Below are 21,698 nucleotides of genomic sequence, written 5' to 3'. Positions count from 1 at the left end.
TGTGCCGTCGGGTTATTTCAAAAGTTTGTGCTCGACCAATTTCTTGCGGAGCGTGTTGCGGTTCAGGCCCAGCCATTGGGCGGCCCGGGACTGGTTGCCTTCGGCGCGCGTCATGACGACGTCGAGCAGGGGTTTCTCGACCACGCGCACGAGCATCTCGTACATGCCGTCGGGTTCGGTGCCCCGCAGATCGCGAAAGTAGCTGTCCAGACTGCTGCGAACGCAGTCCTCGATGTGTTTCTTGCTCATTGCTTGCTTCTTCTCTTTTTCTCTTCTTCTCTCAATCGACGGCGCAGGCCGTCTCCTCTTCCCCCGACGGCTCCTCGTCTGTCGCCGGAGCGGGCATGCGGTCCATGCGGTCCGCAAGCCCCTGGAAATAGTCGTCGACCGCGCGCAGTTGTCCGGCGCAGTCTTCGATGGCGTTCATGCGCGCGCGGAACGCCTCGCCGTCGGGCAGCGCACGCACATACCAGCCGATGTGCTTGCGCGCCGTGCGCACGCCGCTGAACTCGCCGTACAGCGCGTAGTGCTCCACCAGATGGTCGAGCAGCAGCCGGCGCACCTCGGCCACCAGCGGCGGCGCGAGGTGGGTGCCGGTGTCCAGGAAATGCGTGATCTCGCGGAAGATCCACGGCCGGCCCTGCGCGGCGCGGCCGATCATCACGGCGTCGGCGCCCGTGGCCGCGAGCACGTCGCGTGCCTTCTCGGGCGAACGGATGTCGCCGTTGGCCACCACCGGCACGCGCACCGCGGCCTTCACGGCAGCGATGGTGTCGTACTCGGCGTGGCCCTTGTAGCCCTGCTCGCGCGTGCGTCCGTGCACGGTGAGCATCTGCACGCCGGCCGATTCGAAGTCGCGTGCGAGCTTCACCGCATTGCGGTGGTCTTCGCTCCAGCCGGTGCGCATCTTGAGCGTGACCGGCACGTTGAAGGGTTGCGCCGCATCGACCACGGCCTGCACGATTTCGAGCGCCAGCGGCTCGTCGCGCATCAGCGCCGAACCCGCCCACTTGTTGCAGACCTTCTTGGCCGGGCAGCCCATGTTGATGTCGATGATCTGCGCGCCGCGCTCGATGTTGTAGACCGCGGCCTCCGCCATCATGGCCGCGTCGGTGCCGGCAATCTGCACCGCAATGGGGCCCGGCTCGCCGTCGTGGTTGGCGCGCCGCGAGGTCTTCAGCGTGTTCCACAGATCCTTGCGCGAGGTGACCATCTCGCTGACCGCATAGCCCGCACCGAGTTCGCGGCACAGCATGCGGAACGGCCGGTCCGTCACGCCGGCCATGGGCGCGACGAACAGCCGGTTTTCCAGCGTGTGGGTGCCGATCTGCAGGGTCATGGAAAGGGGTGCTGTGCGGGTCGGCTGCTGAAAAATGAGGCACGATTGTAGCCACGTGGCATTTCAGCGACTGAAACGATTTACGCCTTTTTGCGCCTGAGACACAGGCGTAAACACCAGTAGTTCGCGGGGCCTTCTCCCACGCCGCCGCGACGTGAGCGCTGCCTATACTTCGCCGACCTTATGCAAGCCTGGCTCGACGCACTCCTGGCGCTTCTCGCGCTCCCCCAGTACGGACTTTCGACGCTGTTCATTGCCGCGTTCGTGTCGGCCACGTTGCTGCCGGTGGGCTCCGAACCGATCCTTTTCGGCCTGCTGAAACTCAACCCCGAGATGTTCTGGCAGGCCATCGCCGTGGCCACCGTGGGCAACACGCTGGGCGGCGCGGTCGACTGGTGGATCGGCTACGGCGCGCACAAGGTGGCCGACAAATACTCGCACTCGAAACACCATGTGCGCGTGCTCGGCTGGCTCGAACGGCTGGGCCCGAAGGCCTGCCTGCTGAGCTGGCTGCCGATCGTGGGCGACCCGCTGTGCGCGGTCGCCGGTTGGCTCAAGCTGCCGTTCTGGCCCTGCGTGGGCTACATGGCTATCGGCAAGTTCCTGCGCTACGTGACGATGACCTACGCGCTTCTATACGCCTTCCCGTCATGAAGCACGCGTTCGAACAAACTCAGCTCAGCAGTTCGTAGGGGCCGCCGCGCTGCAGTGCGCGCTGGTAGGCCGGGCGCGCATGGATGCGCTCCAGGTAGGCCATGAGCTTGGGTCGCTTCGCATCGAGACCGCCGCGCGCCTGCGAGGCTTCGACCGGGAAGCTCATCTGGATGTCGGCGCCCGTGAAGGTGTCGCCGGCAAACCATTCGCTCCTGCCGAGTTCAGCCTCCATGAAGTTCAGGTGGCTCGCGATGTTCGGATGGATGAACGCCGACTTCGCCTTCGCCGCAATGGCCTTGGCGATCGGCTTGGCGAAGAAGGGCATCTTGCTGCTCTCGATGCGGTCGAACACCAGCTTGAGCAGCAGCGGCGACATCGCCGTACCTTCGGCGAAGTGCAGCCAGTAGCGGTAGCGCAGCGCCTCGGGCGAACCCGCCGCGGGTGCGAGCCGGCCCTGGCCGTAGCGTTCGATGAGCGACTCGATGATCGCGCCCGATTCCGCCAATGTCGCGCCGTCGTCGGTCGTCACAACGGGCGACTTGCCCAGCGGATGCACGGCCTTCAGTGAAGCGGGCGCCAACATGGTCTTGGGGTCGCGCTGGTAGTGGACGATCTCGTAAGGCAGCTCGAGTTCTTCGAGCAGCCAGAGCACGCGCTGCGAGCGCGAGTTGTTCAGGTGATGGACAGTGAGCATGGCGAATGAAGGCCTTCCGGCAGAGGATGCAGCGGGCGCGCAGTCTAACCACAACGCGCGCGGCTTTCAGGCGCCCGCTGCGACAGCGTCACCGCCTACGGCAAACCGTGGGGCTGCTGCCGGCCATGTCCTCCATCAACGCCTACGCCAGTTCCTGCTGCAGGCGCGGGCCCGCATCTTCCTGATCACGAGCGACCAGAAACACGGAGGTGTGGGCAAGCAGAAGACGGAGTGATTGGAAGAGGCTCGCCGCAAGGCGGCCCGTTCGTGAAACACCGAGGAACCGGCTTCGCCGGGCCTCAGGTGTTGCCCCCGGTTGGGGGGTTGGCGCAGCGGACACGCAGTGCCGCGCAGCCTGGGGGCGAGCGAAATCAGGAGCTGAACAGGAAGTTCATCACGTCGCCATCCTTCACGACGTATTCCTTGCCTTCCGAACGCATCTTCCCCGCGTCCTTCGCGCCCTGCTCGCCCTTGAAGGCGATGTAGTCGTCGAACGCGATGGTCTGGGCGCGGATGTAGCCCTTTTCGAAGTCACCGTGGATCACGCCGGCGGCTTGCGGGCCGGTGTCGCCGATGTGGATGGTCCAGGCGCGCACTTCCTTCACGCCGGCGGTGAAGTAGGTCTGCAGGCCGAGCAGCTTGTAGGCCGCACGGATCAGGCGGTTCAGGCCCGGTTCTTCCTGGCCGATTTCGGCGAGGAACATCTTCTTGTCTTCCTCGTCCATCTCGGACAGGTCGGCTTCGATCTTGGCGCAGATGGCGACCACGGGCGCGCCCTGCTTGGCGGCGTATTCGCGCAGGCGGTCGAGGTACGGGTTGTTCTCGAAGCCGTCTTCGGCCACGTTGCCCACGAACATCGCGGGCTTGGCGGTGATGAGCGTGAAGCTCTTCACCAGCGGCACTTCTTCCTTGGTGAACTCGAGCGCACGCACCGGCGTGTTCTCGTTCAGCGCGGCCTGACAGCGCTCGAGCAGGCCGACGAGCTTCTGCGCGTCCTTGTCGCCCGAGCGGGCGACCTTGGTGTGGCGGTGCAACGCCTTCTCGACCGTGGCCAGATCGGCCAGGCAGAGTTCGGTCTGGATCACTTCGATGTCGGAGATCGGGTCGACCTTGCCGGCCACGTGGATCACGTTCTCGTCGTCGAAGCAGCGCACGACGTTGACGGTGGCGTCGGTCTCGCGGATGTGCGCCAGGAACTTGTTGCCCAGGCCTTCACCGGTGCTGGCACCGGCCACGAGGCCGGCGATGTCGACGAACTCGACGATGGCGGGCACCACGCGCTCGGGCTTGACGATCTCGCTGAGCTGGTCGAGCCGCGGATCGGGCACTTCCACCACGCCCACGTTGGGCTCGATGGTGCAGAACGGATAGTTTTCCGCTGCGATGCCGGCCTTGGTCAACGCATTGAAAAGGGTGGATTTACCGACGTTGGGCAGGCCGACGATGCCGCATTGCAAACTCATGGGAGGTCCTCTTGGGTAACCCCCGATTTTAGGCTGACCGGGTTCTCCCCCGGCTTGGGCCCACTTCCGGCCACTGCCGCGCACCTTTTCCCAGACGTTCAGAAGCGCGCGAAAGCATTCTGACAGAGGCGTTCCGCCCCCAAAAGCTCAGGGTTAGACCCGACTCGCAAACGTTTGCGCAAACGTTTCCCTCGATTAACATCGGAGCCCCCGGCACAGACCGGCGTCCCGCTCTGACCCCTTATTCCAGGAGACATTCACCATGAAGTTCACCCGCCGTACCCTGCAAAGCGCTGCCGCATTGACCTTGCTGGGCGCCATTGCCGGAACGCCCGCGTTCGCACAGGACAAGCCGAAGGTCGCGCTGGTCATGAAGTCGCTGGCCAACGAGTTCTTCCGCACCATGGAAGACGGCGCCAAGGCGCACCAGAAGGCCAACGCCGCGCAGTACACACTGGTGGCCAACGGCATCAAGGACGAGACCGACACCGCCGCGCAGATCAAGATGGTCGAGCAGATGGTGGCGCAGAAGATCAATGCGCTGGTCATCGCGCCCGCCGACTCGAAGGCGCTGGTGCCGGTGATCAAGGCGGCCATCGACAAGGGCATCCTGGTCGTGAACATCGACAACCAGCTCGACGGCGCTGCCCTGAAAGAAAAGGGCATCCAGGTGCCCTTCGTCGGCCCCGACAACCGCGCCGGCGCCAAGCTGGTGGGCGACGCGCTCGCCAAGGAGCTGAAGTCGGGCGACAAGGTCGGCATCATCGAAGGCGTGTCGACCACCTTCAATGCGCAGCAGCGCACGCTGGGCTACCAGGACGCCATGAAGGCCGCGGGCGTAACGGTGGTCGGCGTGCAGTCGGGCCAGTGGGAAATCGACAAGGGCAACACCGTGGCCGCCGGCATGATGCGCGAGCACCCCGACCTGAAGGCCCTGCTGGCCGGCAACGACAGCATGGCGCTGGGCGCCGTGGCCGCCGTCAAGGCGGCGGGCAAGACCGGCAAGGTGCTCGTGGTGGGCTACGACAACATCGGCGCCATCAAGCCGATGCTGAAAGACGGCCGCGTGCTCGCCACCGCCGACCAGTTCGCCGCCAAGCAGGCCGTGTTCGGCATCGAGACCGCGCTGAAGGCCATCGCCGACAAGAAGAAGCAATCGGAAATGCCGGCTGAAGTGAAGACCGACGTGGTGCTCGTCACCAAGTCCTCGAAGTAAATGTTGCTCGCCCCCAGGCTTCGCGCACTTCGTGTCGCTTCGCCAACCCCCTACCGGGGGCAACACCGACGGCCCGGCAAAGCCGGTTCCGTGGTGTTTCTGGAATAAGGTTGCCATCGATGGCTGACAACAATCGCGGCGCGCCAGTGCTTTCACTCAAGGGAATCGGCAAGGACTACGCGGCGCCGGTGCTCGACGACGTGTCTCTCGAGCTGCGCGCCGGCGAAGTGCTCGCGCTCACGGGCGAGAACGGCGCGGGCAAGAGCACGCTGTCGAAGATCGTCTGCGGGCTGGTGCAGCCCACGCGCGGCGGCATGCTGCTGAACGGGCAGCCTTTCGCACCGGCCTCGCGCCGCGATGCCGAACGGCTGGGCGTGCGCATGGTCATGCAGGAACTCGGCCTCGTCACCACGCTGTCGGTGGCCGAGAACCTGCTGCTCGACCGCCTGCCGCACAAGAGCGGCTGGATCCGCCGCGCCACGCTGCACGAGCTGGCCGAACGCCAGCTCGCCAAGATCGGCCTGGAGGGCATCGACCCGGCCACGCCGGTGGCGCGGCTGGGCATCGGCCAGCAGCAGATGGTGGAAATTGCGCGCAACCTGCAGGACGACACGCGCGTGCTGGTGCTCGACGAGCCCACCGCCATGCTCACGCCGCGCGAAACCGCGCACCTGTTCGAGCAGATCGAGCTGCTGAAGCTGCGCGGCGTGGCGATCGTCTACGTGTCGCACCGCCTCGAAGAACTGCAGCGCATCGCCGATCGCGTGGCCGTGCTGCGCGACGGCAAGCTGGTCGACGTGCGCGCCATGGCCGGCGTGCGCGAATCCGAACTCGTGCAGCGCATGGTGGGCCGCGCGGTGCACGAGCACGAAGGCCGCGCGCGCCGCGTGGCGGGCCCGGTGCTGCTGAGCGCGCGCGGCATCGGCCGGGCACAGGTGGTGCGCGATGTCGACCTCGAACTGCGCGCCGGTGAAATCATGGGCTTGGCCGGCCTGGTCGGCTCGGGCCGCACCGAGCTCGTGCGGCTGCTGTTCGGCGCCGACCGCGCCGACCGCGGCGAGGTCGTGCTGCACGACGGCACGCCGGCCGCACAGCCCGTGCAGCATGCGCGCAAGGGCTGGCGCTCGCCGATGCAGGCGATTCGCGCGGGCATCGGCCTCGTCACCGAAGACCGCAAGTCGCAGGGCCTGCTGCTGTCGCAGCCGATCCGCGTCAACGCCACGCTGAGCGACCTCGGCGCGATCTCGCATGCCGGCTGGCTGCGCCGCGCCAAGGAGCGCCAGATTGCGCGGCGGCTGGTGGATCTGCTGCGCATCCGCTCGCGCAGCATCGAGCAACCCGTGTCCACACTCAGCGGCGGCAACCAGCAGAAGGTGGTGTTCGCGCGCTGGCTGCACCGCGAATGCAAGGTGCTGCTGCTGGACGAACCCACGCGCGGCGTGGACGTGGGCGCGCGCGCCGACCTGTACACCGAGCTCGACCGCATGACCGACGCCGGCAAGGCGCTCCTGATGGTGTCGAGCGACCTGCGCGAACTGATGGCCATGTGCGACCGCATCGGCGTGATGAGCGCCGGCCGGCTGGTCGCGGTGTTCGAGCGCGGCGAATGGACCGAGCAGTCGCTGCTCGCCGCCGCCTTCAGCGATGCCACGGGCCGTGTGCCCGGCTCTCCCGCGGACTCTGCCCTTTCCGCAGCTTCCGCCCCGACTTCTGCCGACGCCTGACGACCATGAACGCCGCCTCCCCTTCTTCTTCCGCTGCCACCCGCAAGCCGCCGTCCGCACTCAAGGGCCAGCTCGGCACCTACCTGGGCCTCACGGTCGTGCTGCTGGGCATGATCGCGCTCTTCGGCTCGATGAGCGAATACTTCCTCACGCGCGACACCTTCATCTCGATCGCCAACGAAATCCCGGCGCTGGCCGTGATGGCGGTGGGCATGACCTTCGTGCTGATCATCGCGGGCATCGACCTGTCGGTGGGCTCGGTGCTCGCACTCAGTGCGGCCGTCACGGCCGCCGCCATCCTCGAATGGAAGCTCTCGGTGCCGCTGGCCGCCATGCTCGGGCTGGCCACCGGGCTGGTCTGCGGCACGGTGACCGGCGCGGTGTCGGTCGCGTGGCGGCTGCCGAGCTTCATCGTCTCGCTGGGCATGCTCGAAGCCGTGCGCGGCGGCGCCTACCTGGTCACCGATTCGCGCACGCAGTACGTGGGCGACGCCATCTCGGGCCTGGCCGCGCCGTGGATCGGCGGCATCTCGGCCGCCTTCGTGCTCGCGGTGGTGCTGGTCGCCGTGGGGCAGCTGGTGCTCACGCGTTCGGTGTTCGGCCGTCACGTCGTGGGCATCGGCACCAATGAAGAAGCCATGCGCCTGGCGGGCATCGACCCGCGGCCGATCCGCATCATCGTGTTCGCCGTCACCGGCCTGCTGGCGGGGCTCGCAGGCCTGATGCAGTCGGCCCGCCTCGAAGCGGCCGACCCGAATGCCGGCGTCGGCATCGAACTGCAGGTGATCGCGGCCGTGGTCATCGGCGGCACCAGCCTCATGGGCGGGCGCGGCTCGGTGGTCAACACCTTCTTCGGCGTGCTGATCATCGCGGTGCTCGAGGCCGGCCTGGCACAGGTCGGCGCGAGCGAGCCGAGCAAGCGCATCATCACGGGCGCGGTGATCGTGGTGGCCGTCATCATCGACACCCTGCGCCAGCGCCGGGCAGCTCGTCGGCTGGCCTGAGCCTCAAGGAACCCACACAACCATGGCCACCATCAAGGACGTTGCACTCCAGGCGGGCGTTTCCGTCACCACCGTGTCGCACGTCGTCAACGACACGCGCCACGTGAGCGCCAAGGTGCGCGAGCGCGTGGAGCTGGCGATCCGCGAGCTCGGCTACGTGCCCAACGCGATGGCGCGCAGCCTCAAGAGCAATACCACCTCGACGCTGGGCATGCTCATTCCCAACAGCTCGAACCCCTACTTCGCCGAGATCGTGCGCATCGTGGAAGACCGCTGCTTCGGCGCCGGCTACACGCTGGTGCTGTGCAACACCGACGACGAGCCCCGGCGCCAGAGCGTGTACCTGCAAGTGCTGGCCGAGCGCCGCATCGACGGGCTCATCGTGGTGTCGACCGGCGCCGACGAAGACGACTCGCTCGCCACCCAGCTGCGCGGCCTGCGCATTCCCACCGTGCTGGTCGACCGCGAGATTGCCGACCCCGCCTGCGACCTGGTGGAAACCGCCCACATGCAGGGCGGACTGCTTGCCGTGCGGCACCTGCTGTCGCTGGGCCACAAGCGCATCGCCTGCATCGGAGGGCCGACGGGCGTGACGTCGAGCGAGCAGCGCATCGAAGGCTGGCGCATGGCGCTGGCAGAAACCGGCTCACCGCCGAACGCCGACGCGCTGCTGTGGCGCGGCGGCTTCACCAGCCAGGGCGGCTACGAGGCGATGCACGCCATCCTGCGCACCGAGCAGAAGCCCTCGGCCGTGTTCGTGTGCAACGACCTGATGGCCATCGGCGCGCTGCGCGCCGCACACGAAAGCGGCGTGCGCGTGCCCGACGAACTCTCCATCGTGGGCTTCGACGACATCGAACTGTCGGCCTACACCAGCCCGCCGCTCACCACCGTGGCGCAACCCAAGGAGCGCATCGGCGCGCTGGCGGTCGACATGCTGCTGGAGCGCATGGGCGGCAAGCGCCGCGACGCACGCAAGGTCGTGCTGCAACCCGAGCTGCGCGTGCGCGCCTCGACCGCGCGCCACGCGGGCTTTCGCGAAGCGGGCGTGACGCCCGCAGCATCGGCCACCACCGTCACCACCACACCTTCCAAGTCCCGCACCTCGTGAGCCTTCAGCCTCTCTCTTCCTCCACGCCGCCGCGCATCGTCGTGCTCGGCAGCCTGAACATGGACATCGTGCTGCGCGTGCCGCACGCGCCGGCCGCGGGCGAAACCCTGCTGGGCCGCTCGATCGACGCCATCCCCGGCGGCAAGGGCGCCAACCAGGCCGTGAGCTGCGCGCGCGAAGGTGCGCAGGTGCACATGATCGGCTGCGTGGGCGACGACGCCCACGGCCAGGCGCTGCGCGAGGCGCTCGCGCGCGACGGCATCGACACTTCCGCGCTGCGCACCGACACCGCCGAGCCCACCGGCACGGCACTGATCCTGGTCGAAGACAGCGGCCAGAACCGCATCGTGATGATCCCCGGCGCCAACGCGCGCGTCGCCCTCGACGACGCCGCGCTGCGCACGCAACTGCAGGGCGCGGCGTTTCTCGTCGCGCAGTTCGAAACCCCGATGGACCAGGTGGCGCGCGCCATCGCCGCCGCGCACGACGCGGGCTGCGCGGTCATGCTCAACCCCTCGCCGGTGCAACCCATTGCCGAGGCGCTCTGGCCCCGCATCGACACGCTCGTGGTCAACGAGATCGAGGCGCAGACGCTGTCGGGCCAGAACGCCGACAGCCCCGAAGAAGCCGCGCAGGCCGGCCAGGCGCTGCGCGCGCGCGGCATCGCCCGCGTCGTCGTGACGCTGGGCTCGCGCGGCGCGGTGGCGGTCGATACCGACGGTGCACGCCACCATCCCGCGCCGAAGGTGCAGGCGGTCGACACCACCGCTGCCGGCGACACCTTCCTGGGTGCGCTCGCCGTGGCACTGGGCGAAGGCCAGTCGTTCGACGAAGCCGTGCGCCTGGGCATCCGCGCCGCTGCGCTGTGCATCCAGCAGCCTGGCGCCCAACCCTCCATTCCGCTGCGCGACGCCGTGCTGCGCAGCCCCCTGCCCCCCGACTGGATCACGCTGTGAAACGCTCTCCCCTGCTGCACGCCGAACTCTCCCACGTGATCGCCTCCATGGGCCACGGCGACATGCTGGTGATCGGCGACGCCGGCCTGCCCATTCCCGACGGCCCGCGCCGCATCGACCTGGCCGTGGCGCGCGGTGTGCCGGGGATCAGCGATGTGCTGAAGGCGGTGCTGTCGGAGATGCAGGTGGAAAGCATCGTCGTGGCCGACGAAGCGCTGCAAGGCGCTGCGAAGGCGCTGCCGGGCTGGTACCCGCAGTCGCTGGGCATCGCGCCGCAAACCGTGTCGCACGAGGAATTCAAGCGCCGCAGCGCCAGGGCCCGCGCCATCGTGCGCACGGGCGAATGCACGCCATACGCGAACATCATCCTGATCGCAGGCGTGGCGTTCTGATCGCCCGTTACTCGAACCTGTAGTTCGCCCCCACCACCTGCCCCACCTTCAGCAGGTGCTCCACGCCCTGCACCACGATGCAGTTCATGCCGAAGGTGATGCCGCCGTCCACGCGCGCGTCGGCGCGGTAGGTGCGCAGCATGTCGCCGACCTCGGGGCTGCTGAGCGCGGTCGCCGGGTCGATGTCGGGAATCGGGCAGCGCGTGCAGGGCTTGACCGGACGCAGCTCGGCCTCGCCTTCGCCGGTGGTGACGTGCAGCGCGTCGACCCGGTCTTCGTCGTGCGACTCGATGCCGGCCAGCACGATGTTCGGGCGGAAACGCTCGATGCCGACCGGGCCGTGGCCGGCCGCCGCAAGGCGCTCGTTGAGTTCGGCGAGCGAGCCTTCGCTGGCCACCAGCAGCGGAAAGCCGTCGGCAAACTGGTTCAGCGCCTCGACGCCGTCGGTCCACTTGAGGCTCGACAGGCGCTGGTGCTCGGGGTCGAAACGCACCAGGCGCAAGGTCTGCGGCTTGCCGGGCTCTGAAAGAAAGTCGCTGAACCACTGTGCCGCGATGTCGCCCATGTCGTAGGCCGCCACGTCGTCCTTCCACACGCGCACGCGCACCGGCTGCTCGACGCGGTCGAAGGCCAGGTGCAGCGCCAGCATGCCGGGCGCGCGCAGCACGACCTCGGTGTGCTTCATCTGCGGCTGGATGAGTGCCATGCGCGGCAGCTGCCGCTGGGTGACGAACTCGCCCTGCGCATCGACCACCGTCCAGGCGCGGTCGAACTCGAGGCCGGTTTCGGTGAGCAGCATCTCATTGAGCTCGACGCCCGCGCACGACTTGACGGGATACACGAACAGGCGGGCGATGGTGGCCTGGAGATCGAAAGCGGACGGCTGCGACACGGTGGGGTTCCTTTGAAATCGCTGGCGATTGTCCGATATCGCTTTCCAAACCGTCGCGGTCCCTTCCAGGGATACCGCGGAACCGGCTTTGCCGGGCCGCTGGTATCGCCCCCGCGAGGGGGTTGGCGTAGCGACACGAAGTGCGCGAAGCCTGGGGGTGGGCTTAGTTCATACAATCATCTGATGGCCCTCTCACCCGAAGTTTGTATCCGCGGCGCCGGCATCGTCGGCCGCACGCTGGCGCTGCTGCTGGCGCGCGAACGCGTGCGCGTCGCGCTGGTGGTGCCGCCGGCCCCTGCGGGCAAGGAAGACATCCGGGCGTACGCGCTCAACGTGGCGTCCCGCACGCTGCTCGAATCGCTGCGCGGCTGGCCCGACGCGGCCCATGCCACGCCGGTGCACGAGATGCAGGTGCACGGCGACGACGGCGGCCGGGTGCAGTTCAGCGCCGCGCGCCAGAAGGTCGAGGCGCTGGCCTGGATCGTCGACGTGCCCGCGCTCGAGCAGCAACTGGCCGACGCGGTGCGCTTCCAGCCCCTGATCGACGTGGTGACCGAGCCCGTGGCCGCACCGCTCACCGTGGTGTGCGAAGGCAAGGCCAGCGCCTCGCGCGCAGCGCTGGGCGTGAGCTACGAGGTCACGCGCTACCCGCAGCACGCCATTGCCGCACGGCTCGAGGCCGCGCACACGCACGACGGCATCGCGCGCCAGTGGTTCAACGACCGCGGCGAGGTGTTCGCCCTGCTGCCGCTGGGCGGCGTGCATGGCAAGACGCTGGCGCTGGTGTGGTCGGTCGACCAGCTGCGCGTGCCCGAACTGATCGCACAAAGCGCCGAAGAATTCAGTGCCGCCGTGAGCGAAGCCAGCCACGGCGAGCTGGGCTCGCTGCGGCTCACGAGCGAACGCGCCGTGTGGCCGCTGTCGCGCGCCATCGCCGACCGCTGGTCCGGCACGATGCCCGGCCAGCCCACGCAATCGTGGGTGCTCGCGGGCGACGCTGCCCACACGGTGCACCCGCTGGCGGGCCAGGGCCTGAACCTCGGGCTGTCCGATGCGGCTGCGCTGGCCGAGGTGATCCGCACCCGCGACTACTGGCGCAGCGTGGGCGACGCCCGCCTGCTGCGCCGCTACGAACGCGCCCGCCGCGCCGATGTGCTGCAGATGAGCCTGGCGACCGACGGATTGCAGCAACTTTTCTCGCACAACCTGGGTCCACTCCCTGCGTTGCGCAACTGGGGCATGCGCGGTTTCGACCGCACGCGCTTCGTGAAGCACTGGATCACCGCCCAGGCCATGGGCCTCAAAGCCTGACCGCCTGACGCCGCCGCCAGCCCTCCACCTTTTTCCCGAAACCTTCCCGATGACCTTCGTCCGCCACCTTCTCGTCGCCGCCTGCGCGCTGCTCACGTTCTCCACCGCCGGCGCGGGCGAGGCCGAGATCCGCAAGAACCTGCCGACGCACATCCCGCAACTGCCGGCCATCGAGGAAGTCACCAAGACGCCCGTGCCGGGCCTGTACGAAGTGCGCGTGAACGGCAGCCAGATCCTCTACACCGACGAGCAAGGCGGCTACCTGCTGCAGGGCAGCCTGATCGACGCGAAGACGCGCCGCAACCTCACCGAAGAGCGCGTCGAGAAGCTCACCGCCGTCGCCTTCGACAAGCTGCCCGTGAAAGACGCGATCAAGATCGTGCGCGGCAACGGCAAGCGCAAGGTCGCGGTCTTCGAAGACCCGAACTGCGGCTACTGCAAGCGCTTCGAGAAAGACATGAAGAAGGTCGACAACGTGACCGTCTACATGTTCCTGTACCCCGTGCTCGGCGCCGACTCGACCGCCAAGTCGCGCGACATCTGGTGCAGCAAGGACCCGGGCAAGGCCTGGGCCGACTGGATGGAAAACAGCGTCAAGCCCGCCGCCGCCGCCAGCACCTGCAACGTGGCGGCGCTGGAGCGCAACGTGGAGTTCGGCCGCAAGTACAACATCACGGGCACGCCCACGCTGATCTTCACCGACGGCAGCCGCGTCCCGGGCGCCATTCCCGCCGAACAGGTCGAGAAGCAACTCGCCGCCGCCAACTGATCCAATGGCGACGACCTCGACGACTTCTGCTTCCCGGCGCGCGGGCGCTGCTGCAACCGCCCCTGCCGCCGTGCATTGCCGCGTCGAGTGCGCGGACCTTCATGCCCGCCTGTTCGCCGTCACGCTGACCATCGCCGCGCCCACCGCGCAGCAGCGCGTGGCGCTGCCGGTGTGGATTCCGGGCAGCTACCTCGTGCGCGAGTTCGCCAAGAACCTGCAAGGCCTGCGCGCCACGCAGGGCCGTCGCAAGCCGGTGCTGACGCAGCTCGACAAGTGCAGCTGGCAGATCGACTGCGTGCCGGGCCAGCCGCTGGTGCTGCACTACCAGGTCTGCGCCTACGACAACTCGGTGCGCACCGCATGGCTCGATGCCACGCGCGGCTTCTTCAACGGCACCAGCGTCTGCCTGCGCGTCGAAGGCCAGACCGAGGCGCCGCACGCGCTCGAAATCGTGCCACCCACGCTGCCGACAGACGCCGCACGCTGGTCGTGCGCCACCGCGCTCGTGCCGACCAAGGCCGACAAGCACGGCTTCGGCAGCTACCGCGCCGCCGGCTACGACGAACTGGCCGACAGCCCGGTCGAGATGGGGGCCTTCTGGAGCGCCGAATTCGAAGCCTGCGGCGTGCCGCACCGCTTCGTGATCGCAGGCGCCGCGGCCTCGTTCGACGGCGAGCGCCTCATCGCCGACACGCAGGCCATCTGCGAGGCCGAGATCCGCTTCTGGCACGGCGACAAGGCCGGCAAGCGCGGCGGCCCCAAGCTGCCGATCGACCGCTACGTGTTCATGCTCAACGCGGTGGACGACGGCTACGGCGGGCTCGAGCACCGCCACTCCACCGCGCTCATCTGCAACCGCCGCGACCTGCCGCAGCGCGGCGAAAAGAAGAAGCAGCCCGAGGGCTACACCACGCTGCTGGGCCTCATCAGCCACGAGTACTTCCACACCTGGAACGTCAAACGCATGCGCCCGGCGGAGTTCGCGCACTACGACTACAGCCAGGAAAACTACACGCAGCTGCTGTGGTTCTTCGAGGGCTTCACGAGCTACTACGACGACCTGCTGCTGCGCCGCGCCGGCCGCATCGACGACGCCGCCTACCTGCGGCTGCTCAACAAGACCATCAACCAGGTGCTGCAGACGCCCGGCCGGCTCGTGCAGCCGGTGGCCGACGCGAGCTTCGACGCCTGGGTCAAGTACTACCGCCAGGACGAGCAGACGCCCAACAGCACCGTCAGCTACTACACCAAGGGCGCGCTGGTGGCGCTGTGCTTCGACCTCACGCTGCGCCATGAAGGCAAGGGCACGCTCGACGACGTGATGCGCCACCTCTGGACGCACAGCAGCGGCGGCCCGATCAGCGAGGCCGACATCGCGGCCGCGCTCGAAGCCGTGGGCGGACGCTCGTACGCGCCGGAACTCGCACGCTGGGTGCATTCGACCGACGAACTCCCGCTGGCCGACCTGCTGCGCGCCCACGGCGTGGCCACGCTCGACGACCCCTCGCAGCCCGCGCAGGCGCTCGGCCTGCGCGTGGCCGAAACCGGCGGCAGCGTGCAGATCAAGGTGGTGCTGCGCGGCGGCGCCGCCGAAAAGGCCGGCTTCTCGGCCAACGACGAATGGCTGGGCATCGAGCTGCCGGCCGTCGGTGGTCGCGGCAAGGGCGCGTCGCAGCCCGCGCAAGCTTGGCGCCTGACGAAGCTCGACGACCTGGCGCTGTACCTCGGCAGTGCCGCGAAGTGCACCGCCCTCGTCTCGCGCGACCGCCGGCTGCTGCGCCTGCCGCTCGCGCTGCCGACGGGGTCGACCACGTGGCGGCTGTTCTCGCACGACGCGGCCAAGGTCTCGGCCTGGCTCGCAGCCAAGCCGTAATTTCTTCCGTTCAGGCGGAGTGATCGACGGCCGCCGCGAGCGGCGGCCGCACGAACAGCATCGGCTGCGGCTCGCCCACCAGCACGCAGGGCTTGCCGGTGCGACGACAGTGGTCCTGCACGCGCCAGTAGGCGCCGTGGCTCACGCAGCCGGTCTGGCAGATCACGAGGTCGGCGGCGCGCAGGCCGGCTTCGAGCGCCGCGGGGTCGTCGGCCTCGTCGCCGCCGTCGTGGTGCAGGTAACGGCCGCCGGCAATCTCGACCAATTGACGCGCCAGCGAAGGCGCCTCTTGCGCCGCTTCCGAACGGCCGACGCACAGCACCGACTTGGCACGCAGATCGGCCGGCACCTCCGGCCCCGGCGGCAGCGCATGGTGGCGCCGGCCGCCCGGCGCCAGCAGCGCGTGCAGGCGCTGGGGCAAGGCGCTGCCCACGGCCGCGCGCGCCGCCAGCTCTTCGCGCACGATGGCAATCGCCGAGTCGCGCGCCATCAGCGCACCGCGCAGCCGCACGATCTGCGCCTCGAGCCGCTCGACCCGGGCGGCCTGCTCGATCAGCAGGCGCGAGCAACGCTCCTGTGCCCGGGCATAGGCCCGCAGCAGCACGGCATGTTCTTGCATCGGGAAGTCCATGGCGGCCATTCTAGATGAGAACAATTCTCAAATGAAACACCCGCGCGTCAGCGGGCCCGAGGCCATGCTCGGTATAGTGGAACGCGTTTTTTCCCCCACCTCCCCCGGAGACAGAGACACCATGAGCTACGAAAACATCGAAGTGCGGACCGAAGCAGGCAAGGTCGGCATCGTCACCCTCAACCGCCCCAAGGCCCTCAATGCGCTGAACGACGCGCTGATGACCGAGCTGGGCCAGGCGCTCAAGGCCTTCGACGCCGACGACGCCATCGGCTGCATCATCCTCACGGGCAGCGAGCGCGCCTTTGCGGCCGGCGCCGACATCGCGGCGATGGCCAAGTACAGCTTCATCGACACGTACAAGGGCGACTACATCACGCGCAACTGGGAAACCATCCGCTCGATCCGCAAGCCCGTGATTGCGGCCGTGAGCGGCTTCGCACTGGGCGGCGGCTGCGAGCTGGCGATGATGTGCGACTTCATCATCGCGGCCGACAACGCCAAGTTCGGCCAGCCCGAAATCAAGATCGGCGTGATCCCCGGCGCCGGCGGCACGCAGCGCCTGCCGCGCGCAGTGGGCAAGAGCAAGGCCATGGACATGGCGCTCACCGCCCGCATGATGGACGCCGCCGAAGCCGAGCGCGCGGGCCTCGTGAGCCGCGTGGTGCCCTTCGAGAAACTGGCCGACGAAGCGCTGGGCGCCGCGCTGATCATCGCGGGCTACTCGCAGATCGCAGTGATGGCCGCCAAGGAATCGGTCAACCGCGCCTTCGAGAGCGGCCTGAGCGACGGCGTGATGTTCGAACGCCGCCTGTTCCACGCGCTGTTCGCCACGCAGGACCAGAAGGAAGGCATGGACGCTTTCCTGAACAAGCGGGCCCCGGACTTCAAGAACGCCTGATCCGCTGAATCGCGGGCCCGGCGACAGCGACTGCAACGGTCGCCGTCAGCGGGTCCGCGAGACCGCCGTGCGCAGCGCGTCGAGCGCCTGTGCCGGCGGCGTACCGATGGATGCAGGGCCGCCCGGCTGCGGCGTCCACCGCACCTGATCGCCCGCGATCTCGAGCACGGCCAGCAACGCGCCGTCGCGCCGCAGTTCGATGCGCGCCTCGACCGGCGCACCCAATTCCCCGCCCGACACGGTGGCCGCGCGCGCCACTGTGTTCACCAGCGCCGCGAGGCCTTCGGTGTCGCCGCGCGTCTGGCGCGTGGTGGTGCCGGCGCGCGTGATGTCGAGGGTGGTCCAGCGGTCCAGTGCGGTAAAGCCGCTGCTCGTGACGGCCTCTGCCGCCGCGCGTGGTGCGGCGGCCTTGGCTGCGGCCGGTGCGGACGCGGGTGCAGCGCGGCGCTGCATGCCTGCGACGTTCGCGCTGGCACCGCCTTGTGCGGCGAGCGATGACGTCGTTTCTGCGGACTCGCGCTGCATCGGTGCTGCAGGCGCTGCGGCCGGTGCCGGCGGTGCGGCGGCATAGGGCGCAGGACTCTGGCCGACATCGGCCATGGGAGGCGCCGGCATGGGCGCCGACGCAATCGCCGGTGCCGCGGGCGCCGGGGCTGGTACCACCGGGGCCGCGGGTGCCGCTTTTTCCAGCATCCGCTCTTCGTCTTTCTGAATCGACGCCTCCGCAGCAGGAGGGGCTTCGCGCCGCCGTGAGGCATCTCGTGCTTCCTGCGTCTCCCGCTGCTTCGAGGTCTCTTTCGCATCGCGCGCCGCGTCGCTGCGTGGCGCAGCGGGCGGCGTCATGTCCGCCGTTGCGGCCGGTTCAGCAGCAGGCGCGGCTGCCGGCGCCTCGGCCGTTTGCGCAGGCGGTGCCGATGCCGGCGCGGGCGCCCCGGCCACTTGCGCCTCGCCATCGAGCCCGGCCTCGGGCACCGGCTCCCGATGCCACAACACGGTCACGAAGGTCGCCACGAGCACGGTCGCGAAGGCCGCATTCCACGGCATGCGCGAGCGGGGACTGCCGCCGCCGAACAGGCGTCGCCACCACGGCGCGGCTTCAGCCACATGGCCGGCCGCCGGCGCGGAAACAGCAGCAAGGTTGTGCGCCATCTTCAAGATCGCCTCGCGCGTGTGGGCCGCGGGCATCGCGTCGCGGTCGGGCGCGTGGTCCAGCGCGCGACGCAGCCGCGGGTCGTGCAGGTCGTCGTCCATGCCGGTGCTCATGCCCGCTGCTCCAGCACCGACAGGTAGCGTTCCATGCAGCCACGCAGCTTCTGCAGCCCGTAGCGCAGGCGGCTGCGCACGGTCTCGAAGCCGATCTCCAGCTTGGCCGCGAGCGCATCGACGGTCAGGCCGTCTTCATGGTGCAAGAGAAAAGCCGCGCGCTGCTCGGCCGGCAGTTCGTCGAGACAGACCAGCAGCCGGCGACCGGCGGCGCGCCAGAACGCGAGCTCTTCGGCCGACGGATGCGCCGACAGGTCAGTGGCACCGTGCACGCCGCGGTCCAGCGCGGGCACCGGGTCGCCATCGTCGTCGGTCGCGTGGCCATCGAGCGTCACCTCGCGCCCGCTCACGCGCAGGCGGTCCATCGCGAGGTTGTGCGCGATGGTGAAGGCCCAGGTGCGCCACGTGGCGCCCTGCGGCGAAAAACTGTCGCGCGCCGAGATGATCCGCACCCAGGTGTCCTGGAACACCTCGTCGGCCTGCGCCACCAGCCGCGCGCCGAGCAGGCGCTTGACGAAGCGGAACAGGCCGCCTTCGTGGCGCGCATAGAGCACGTCGAAGGCAGCGGCATCGCCGTGGGCGTAGGCCAGCATCAACTGATCGTCGGGCATGGCGTCGCGCGCAAGGGCGGCGGAGGCAGCAGAGGAAGGGGCGCGGGGCAGCGCAGACATCGAAGGATTGTCACCCGGGCTTGTACGGCTCAGTGAGGCGATCGGGGTTAAGTCGGGGTGCGATCCGGAGGATTCGGATGCAGAAAAATCGACCTGAAAACGCCGGGTGTTGAACTCGGCCCAAAGCCTGGGCTATAATTTTGGGCTTCGGTGCAGTTTTGTACTGAACGGCTCTTTAGCTCAGTCGGTTAGAGCGATGGAATCATAATCCACAGGTCCGCGGTTCGAATCCGTGAAGAGCCACCAACACCACTTCCCCGCCTCGGTGGAGAAGTCAAAAAAGCCCTAAGTTTTCAACGACTTAGGGCTTTTTTCTTGTCCCGATGCACCGTCAGCCACCCGGCCCGTTGCCCATCGGCACCCGGTCGAGCCGAAAGGCCTCGGGCTCGCAATGCGTCAGCTGCCAGCCGTGGGCGCCGTGCAGTTGCAACGCGTCCGCCACGTCCGTCAGCGTGCCGATGATCTCGTTGCCCCAGAACCTCGTCGCACCGCGCACCGGGTTCATCATCTTGCGCAACCGCGGGATCTTGAGCACCTGCCCCGGGTTGAAGAAGAACTCCAGCGCCAGGTCGAAGGTCACCGGATCGAGCCGCTGCACCTGGCCCGGAAAGGTGGCGCGGCGGTCCACCGGATCGAAGCTGTAGGCGCCCCACGCGAGCGGCGTCTGCGGCGCGCAGGCCAGGCCCCGCGCCTTCAACGCGTGCCACACGATGCGATGGAAATCATCGAACGACGCGGCCGCGATGGGCGGACGCCCGCGCAGGTGCCGCGTCGGCGGCGGCTCGGGCGCGGCATCGGTCAGCAGCACGACCTTGTTCCCGAGCGACGACAGCACCTCGGGCTCGGGCACGCCGCCTTCGCGGTGCAGCATGGGCGGGTCGCCCAGGAACAGCAGGTTCAGGCGCGCCACGTCGTCGCCCAGCGCCGCCAGTTCCTCGACGCTGGTGAACACCCAGGGCGCGATGCCCAGCCCGCGCAGCACGCGCCGCGCGTACTCGCGCTCGCGCACAGCACGGCCGAGCACGCCGATGCGCCGGGCCGCCGGTGCCGGGGAAGAGAAGGCGTGCCTCATCCGAGCACCACGGAAACGACGCCTGCGGGACAAGGCCTGCGCAGGCTCAGGTCGCGGTTCGCGACCTCGGGGATCAGGTCCTGCATGGTTCTGGAAATGCTCAAAGGAATGAATGAAGCGAAGCTGCCCCGCATGCAGGCCGAGCGAAACAACCAGGGCGCGAACCCATCCTAGAAAAGTGCGCCGCGTCCGTACATAGGCCTGGGCTGAAAAGCGCCGCTGTTCGCGGCCCTCAGAGCACCTTTGCGCCGCGCAGCCAGTCCAGCAGCATGGCCGAGTCGGCGCGCATGCGCAGGTCGGCCGCTTCGGCGTCGAAGCGGGTCGTCACCTGCGCCGACTGGTTGTTGTAGTGGTCGCTTTCGGCCGTGAGCACGTCGAGCAGCGTGCGCTTGCCCAGGTGGTACCACTGCTCGTAGAAGATCTTGCGCACGCGATCGGTTTCCTGGATCAACTCGGTGTACTCGCCGGCCCGGCTCGCCGACGCGTCGCGCTGCTCTGCAGACGTGCGCAGCCGGTAGGCCAGGTCGCGTGCCGAGGCCTCGGCTTTTTCTTCGCCGGCCGCCGCGCGCTCGAACGCCGCGCGTTCCGACGCCCGGCCCGAGCCGCCCTGGAACGCGTTCCACTGCAACGACAGGCCCGTGGACCACGGCTGCTTGTTGCCCAGCGAATCTTCCTGCGTGCTCTTGCCGACCACCCAGTTCAGCTGCGGCAGGCGACCCGCCTTCACCGACTCCGCGTACAGGCCGGCGGCCTTGGCCTCGGCCCGCGCCTGCTGCATGGCCGGATGCTCCGCGCCCGCCACCAGTGCGTCCTGCAGCGCGACCGGGCGGATTTCCCACGCCAGGTCGGCCGGCCATTGCACCTCTTCGCCGACCAGCTTCACGAGCGTCACCTGCACTTCGCGCAGCTTGGCCGTGATGGCGTCGCGGCCGGTCACGGCCTGCAGCCGGCGTGCGCGCGCCTGCGTGAGTTCGCTGGCGCGGCCGCGGTCGCTCTGCACGATCTGGCTGAGCATGTCGACCAGCTCTTCCATGCGCTTCACATAGCCCTGGCTGGCCTCGAGCGCCGCCTGGTGGCGCCGCTGTTCGAGCAGCGCCGACACCGTGTCGTAGGCGATCTTCTGGCGCACCTGCTGCGCCGCCTGGTAGGCCGCCTTCGAGGTCTCGGTGCGGCTGTCGATGGTGGCGCTCAGGCGGCCCCAGTCGTACACCGGCGTGGTGACCGACAGGTTGCCGGCCGCGCTGCGCGTGCCGCTGTTGCTGTTGGCACCGCTGCCGAAGGTCGCGGTCGGCGACGACACGCCCACCTGCACCTGCGGCCAGCGCTGGCCCTTGGCCTGGTCGATGTCGTACTCGGCGGCCTTCCAGTTGGCATTGGCCTCGCGCGCCTCGGCGCTGAGCTCGAGCGCCTTGCGCACCGTCTCGTCGAGGTAGGCACGCAGTCGCTCGCCGGCGTCGGCCGACAGCCCGAGCGCCGACGCGGACGCCGCCACCTTGCGCATCTGGAACGGTGCGGGCGACGACGCGACGAGCGGCGCGGGCGCAGGCGCGAAGGCCATCGGCGCCACGGCCGCCGGCAGGTTCGCCAACGGCACGGGGGCCGTGGCCGGCGGTGCGGCCAGGCGGCGCGCCACCTTCAGCGCGGGGGCGCCGTCGTCCGACGCGTGCGCCGCGCTCAACCCGACGCTCATCAGCATCGACGCCGACAGCAGGGCACACACGCCCGATTGCATGGATTTCGTCTTCATGATTTCAACTCCTGC

Annotated in this window: 22 protein-coding genes and 1 tRNA gene; 13 read left to right on the top strand and 10 right to left on the bottom strand. The window is 68.7% G+C overall.

Translation table 11 applies throughout. The annotated features are described in order from the left end of the window. Nucleotides 1-12: 12 nt before the first annotated feature. A complete protein-coding gene (locus tag GFK26_RS11350; protein ID WP_056577757.1) occupies nucleotides 13-249 on the bottom strand; it encodes a Fis family transcriptional regulator in 237 nt (78 codons plus the stop codon). Nucleotides 250-280: 31 nt separating this feature from the next. Then, the gene (dusB, locus tag GFK26_RS11345) at nucleotides 281-1,339 is read right to left on the bottom strand and encodes a tRNA dihydrouridine synthase DusB (protein ID WP_153282059.1); all 1,059 of its coding nucleotides are present in this window, start codon (nucleotides 1,337-1,339) and stop codon (nucleotides 281-283) included. Nucleotides 1,340-1,522: 183 nt separating this feature from the next. Between dusB and GFK26_RS11340 the strand changes: the two genes are divergently transcribed. Next, a complete protein-coding gene (locus tag GFK26_RS11340; RefSeq protein WP_153282058.1) occupies nucleotides 1,523-1,993 on the top strand; it encodes a YqaA family protein in 471 nt (156 codons plus the stop codon). A 19-nt stretch (nucleotides 1,994-2,012) separates the two neighbouring features. Here GFK26_RS11340 and GFK26_RS11335 read toward each other — a convergent pair whose 3' ends face one another. Then, entirely contained in the window at nucleotides 2,013-2,687 is a 675-nt protein-coding gene (locus GFK26_RS11335) for a glutathione S-transferase (RefSeq protein WP_153282057.1), read from the bottom strand. On the opposite strand from GFK26_RS11335, the gene GFK26_RS11330 reads away from it, so the two are divergent. Further along, a complete protein-coding gene (locus GFK26_RS11330; protein ID WP_153282056.1) occupies nucleotides 2,686-2,922 on the top strand; it encodes a hypothetical protein in 237 nt (78 codons plus the stop codon). The two genes, GFK26_RS11335 and GFK26_RS11330, sit on opposite strands and share 2 nt — an antisense overlap. A gap of 136 nt (nucleotides 2,923-3,058) precedes the next feature. Here the strand turns inward: GFK26_RS11330 and ychF are convergent, their stop codons facing one another. Continuing rightward, entirely contained in the window at nucleotides 3,059-4,150 is a 1,092-nt protein-coding gene (gene ychF / locus GFK26_RS11325) for a redox-regulated ATPase YchF (RefSeq protein WP_099792945.1), read from the bottom strand. Between the two features lie 262 nt (nucleotides 4,151-4,412). On the opposite strand from ychF, the gene GFK26_RS11320 reads away from it, so the two are divergent. From GFK26_RS11320 to rbsD, 6 genes are all read left to right on the top strand, one after another. Then, nucleotides 4,413-5,366: a sugar ABC transporter substrate-binding protein gene (locus GFK26_RS11320; RefSeq protein WP_153282055.1), complete on the top strand. Its 954-nt coding sequence runs from the start codon at nucleotides 4,413-4,415 to the stop codon at nucleotides 5,364-5,366. A gap of 119 nt (nucleotides 5,367-5,485) precedes the next feature. Continuing rightward, nucleotides 5,486-7,090 carry a sugar ABC transporter ATP-binding protein gene (locus GFK26_RS11315; RefSeq protein ID WP_153282054.1) on the top strand — a complete coding sequence of 535 codons (1,605 nt, stop codon included), beginning with the start codon at nucleotides 5,486-5,488 and terminating at the stop codon, nucleotides 7,088-7,090. A gap of 5 nt (nucleotides 7,091-7,095) precedes the next feature. Next, the gene (locus tag GFK26_RS11310) at nucleotides 7,096-8,094 is read left to right on the top strand and encodes an ABC transporter permease (protein ID WP_153282053.1); all 999 of its coding nucleotides are present in this window, start codon (nucleotides 7,096-7,098) and stop codon (nucleotides 8,092-8,094) included. A 22-nt stretch (nucleotides 8,095-8,116) separates the two neighbouring features. Continuing rightward, on the top strand, nucleotides 8,117-9,205 hold the full coding sequence (locus tag GFK26_RS11305; protein WP_153282052.1) for a LacI family DNA-binding transcriptional regulator: 1,089 nt from the start codon (nucleotides 8,117-8,119) through the stop codon (nucleotides 9,203-9,205). After that, a complete protein-coding gene (gene rbsK / locus GFK26_RS11300; protein WP_153282051.1) occupies nucleotides 9,202-10,161 on the top strand; it encodes a ribokinase in 960 nt (319 codons plus the stop codon). Before GFK26_RS11305 ends, rbsK begins: the two co-directional genes overlap by 4 nt. Continuing rightward, a complete protein-coding gene (gene rbsD / locus GFK26_RS11295; protein WP_153282050.1) occupies nucleotides 10,158-10,553 on the top strand; it encodes a D-ribose pyranase in 396 nt (131 codons plus the stop codon). The genes rbsK and rbsD overlap by 4 nt, the downstream gene beginning before the upstream one ends. Nucleotides 10,554-10,560: 7 nt before the next feature. Here rbsD and GFK26_RS11290 read toward each other — a convergent pair whose 3' ends face one another. Beyond that, entirely contained in the window at nucleotides 10,561-11,445 is an 885-nt protein-coding gene (locus GFK26_RS11290; RefSeq protein WP_153282049.1) for an MOSC domain-containing protein, read from the bottom strand. A gap of 183 nt (nucleotides 11,446-11,628) precedes the next feature. Between GFK26_RS11290 and GFK26_RS11285 the strand changes: the two genes are divergently transcribed. The 3 genes from GFK26_RS11285 to GFK26_RS11275 are packed head-to-tail and all read left to right on the top strand — an operon-like array spanning nucleotide 11,629 to nucleotide 15,398. Continuing rightward, nucleotides 11,629-12,756 carry an FAD-dependent monooxygenase gene (locus GFK26_RS11285; RefSeq protein WP_153282048.1) on the top strand — a complete coding sequence of 376 codons (1,128 nt, stop codon included), beginning with the start codon at nucleotides 11,629-11,631 and terminating at the stop codon, nucleotides 12,754-12,756. Nucleotides 12,757-12,805: 49 nt separating this feature from the next. Continuing rightward, complete coding sequence (locus tag GFK26_RS11280; RefSeq protein WP_153282047.1) at nucleotides 12,806-13,525, top strand: DsbC family protein; 720 nt, start codon at nucleotides 12,806-12,808, stop codon at nucleotides 13,523-13,525. A 4-nt stretch (nucleotides 13,526-13,529) separates the two neighbouring features. Beyond that, a complete protein-coding gene (locus GFK26_RS11275; protein WP_153282046.1) occupies nucleotides 13,530-15,398 on the top strand; it encodes a M61 family metallopeptidase in 1,869 nt (622 codons plus the stop codon). Between the two features lie 10 nt (nucleotides 15,399-15,408). Here GFK26_RS11275 and GFK26_RS11270 read toward each other — a convergent pair whose 3' ends face one another. Next, complete coding sequence (locus GFK26_RS11270; protein WP_153282045.1) at nucleotides 15,409-16,017, bottom strand: DUF2325 domain-containing protein; 609 nt, start codon at nucleotides 16,015-16,017, stop codon at nucleotides 15,409-15,411. Between the two features lie 133 nt (nucleotides 16,018-16,150). Here GFK26_RS11270 and GFK26_RS11265 point away from each other — a divergent pair, with 133 nt between their 5' ends. After that, entirely contained in the window at nucleotides 16,151-16,930 is a 780-nt protein-coding gene (locus tag GFK26_RS11265; RefSeq protein WP_099792965.1) for an enoyl-CoA hydratase, read from the top strand. Between the two features lie 45 nt (nucleotides 16,931-16,975). Here the strand turns inward: GFK26_RS11265 and GFK26_RS11260 are convergent, their stop codons facing one another. Together GFK26_RS11260 and GFK26_RS11255 are read right to left on the bottom strand one after the other, a co-directional pair. Next, complete coding sequence (locus tag GFK26_RS11260; RefSeq protein WP_153282044.1) at nucleotides 16,976-18,193, bottom strand: hypothetical protein; 1,218 nt, start codon at nucleotides 18,191-18,193, stop codon at nucleotides 16,976-16,978. Next, nucleotides 18,190-18,864 (bottom strand): sigma-70 family RNA polymerase sigma factor, encoded by a 675-nt coding sequence (locus GFK26_RS11255; protein WP_153282043.1) that lies wholly within the window; start codon nucleotides 18,862-18,864, stop codon nucleotides 18,190-18,192. The genes GFK26_RS11260 and GFK26_RS11255 overlap by 4 nt, the downstream gene beginning before the upstream one ends. Before the next feature lie 169 nt (nucleotides 18,865-19,033). Between GFK26_RS11255 and GFK26_RS11250 the strand changes: the two genes are divergently transcribed. Next, nucleotides 19,034-19,110: transfer RNA gene (locus tag GFK26_RS11250), tRNA-Met, on the top strand. Between the two features lie 85 nt (nucleotides 19,111-19,195). Here the strand turns inward: GFK26_RS11250 and GFK26_RS11245 are convergent. Both GFK26_RS11245 and GFK26_RS11240 read right to left on the bottom strand, forming a co-directional pair. Next, nucleotides 19,196-19,936, bottom strand: coding sequence for a hypothetical protein (locus GFK26_RS11245; RefSeq protein WP_153282042.1), 741 nt, complete (start codon nucleotides 19,934-19,936; stop codon nucleotides 19,196-19,198). Nucleotides 19,937-20,168: 232 nt separating this feature from the next. Then, nucleotides 20,169-21,683, bottom strand: coding sequence for a TolC family protein (locus tag GFK26_RS11240; RefSeq protein ID WP_153282041.1), 1,515 nt, complete (start codon nucleotides 21,681-21,683; stop codon nucleotides 20,169-20,171). Between the last annotated feature and the right edge of the window lie 15 nt (nucleotides 21,684-21,698).

The organism is Variovorax paradoxus (genome assembly GCF_009498455.1).
GTDB lineage: Bacteria > Pseudomonadota > Gammaproteobacteria > Burkholderiales > Burkholderiaceae_C > Variovorax > Variovorax paradoxus_H.
This window is presented reverse-complemented; position numbering and strand designations above follow the sequence as displayed.

Coding starts and splice junctions, on each gene's coding strand:
- GFK26_RS11350 (WP_056577757.1), bottom strand. CDS start 249: ATGAGCAAGAAACACATCGAGGACTGCGTTCGCAGCAGTCTGGACAGC.
- dusB (WP_153282059.1), bottom strand. CDS start 1,339: ATGACCCTGCAGATCGGCACCCACACGCTGGAAAACCGGCTGTTCGTC.
- GFK26_RS11340 (WP_153282058.1), top strand. CDS start 1,523: ATGCAAGCCTGGCTCGACGCACTCCTGGCGCTTCTCGCGCTCCCCCAG.
- GFK26_RS11330 (WP_153282056.1), top strand. CDS start 2,686: ATGGCGAATGAAGGCCTTCCGGCAGAGGATGCAGCGGGCGCGCAGTCT.
- GFK26_RS11335 (WP_153282057.1), bottom strand. CDS start 2,687: ATGCTCACTGTCCATCACCTGAACAACTCGCGCTCGCAGCGCGTGCTC.
- ychF (WP_099792945.1), bottom strand. CDS start 4,150: ATGAGTTTGCAATGCGGCATCGTCGGCCTGCCCAACGTCGGTAAATCC.
- GFK26_RS11320 (WP_153282055.1), top strand. CDS start 4,413: ATGAAGTTCACCCGCCGTACCCTGCAAAGCGCTGCCGCATTGACCTTG.
- GFK26_RS11315 (WP_153282054.1), top strand. CDS start 5,486: ATGGCTGACAACAATCGCGGCGCGCCAGTGCTTTCACTCAAGGGAATC.
- GFK26_RS11310 (WP_153282053.1), top strand. CDS start 7,096: ATGAACGCCGCCTCCCCTTCTTCTTCCGCTGCCACCCGCAAGCCGCCG.
- GFK26_RS11305 (WP_153282052.1), top strand. CDS start 8,117: ATGGCCACCATCAAGGACGTTGCACTCCAGGCGGGCGTTTCCGTCACC.
- GFK26_RS11285 (WP_153282048.1), top strand. CDS start 11,629: ATGGCCCTCTCACCCGAAGTTTGTATCCGCGGCGCCGGCATCGTCGGC.
- GFK26_RS11280 (WP_153282047.1), top strand. CDS start 12,806: ATGACCTTCGTCCGCCACCTTCTCGTCGCCGCCTGCGCGCTGCTCACG.
- GFK26_RS11275 (WP_153282046.1), top strand. CDS start 13,530: ATGGCGACGACCTCGACGACTTCTGCTTCCCGGCGCGCGGGCGCTGCT.
- GFK26_RS11270 (WP_153282045.1), bottom strand. CDS start 16,017: ATGCAAGAACATGCCGTGCTGCTGCGGGCCTATGCCCGGGCACAGGAG.
- GFK26_RS11265 (WP_099792965.1), top strand. CDS start 16,151: ATGAGCTACGAAAACATCGAAGTGCGGACCGAAGCAGGCAAGGTCGGC.
- GFK26_RS11260 (WP_153282044.1), bottom strand. CDS start 18,193: ATGAGCACCGGCATGGACGACGACCTGCACGACCCGCGGCTGCGTCGC.
- GFK26_RS11255 (WP_153282043.1), bottom strand. CDS start 18,864: ATGTCTGCGCTGCCCCGCGCCCCTTCCTCTGCTGCCTCCGCCGCCCTT.
- GFK26_RS11245 (WP_153282042.1), bottom strand. CDS start 19,936: ATGAGGCACGCCTTCTCTTCCCCGGCACCGGCGGCCCGGCGCATCGGC.
- GFK26_RS11240 (WP_153282041.1), bottom strand. CDS start 21,683: ATGAAGACGAAATCCATGCAATCGGGCGTGTGTGCCCTGCTGTCGGCG.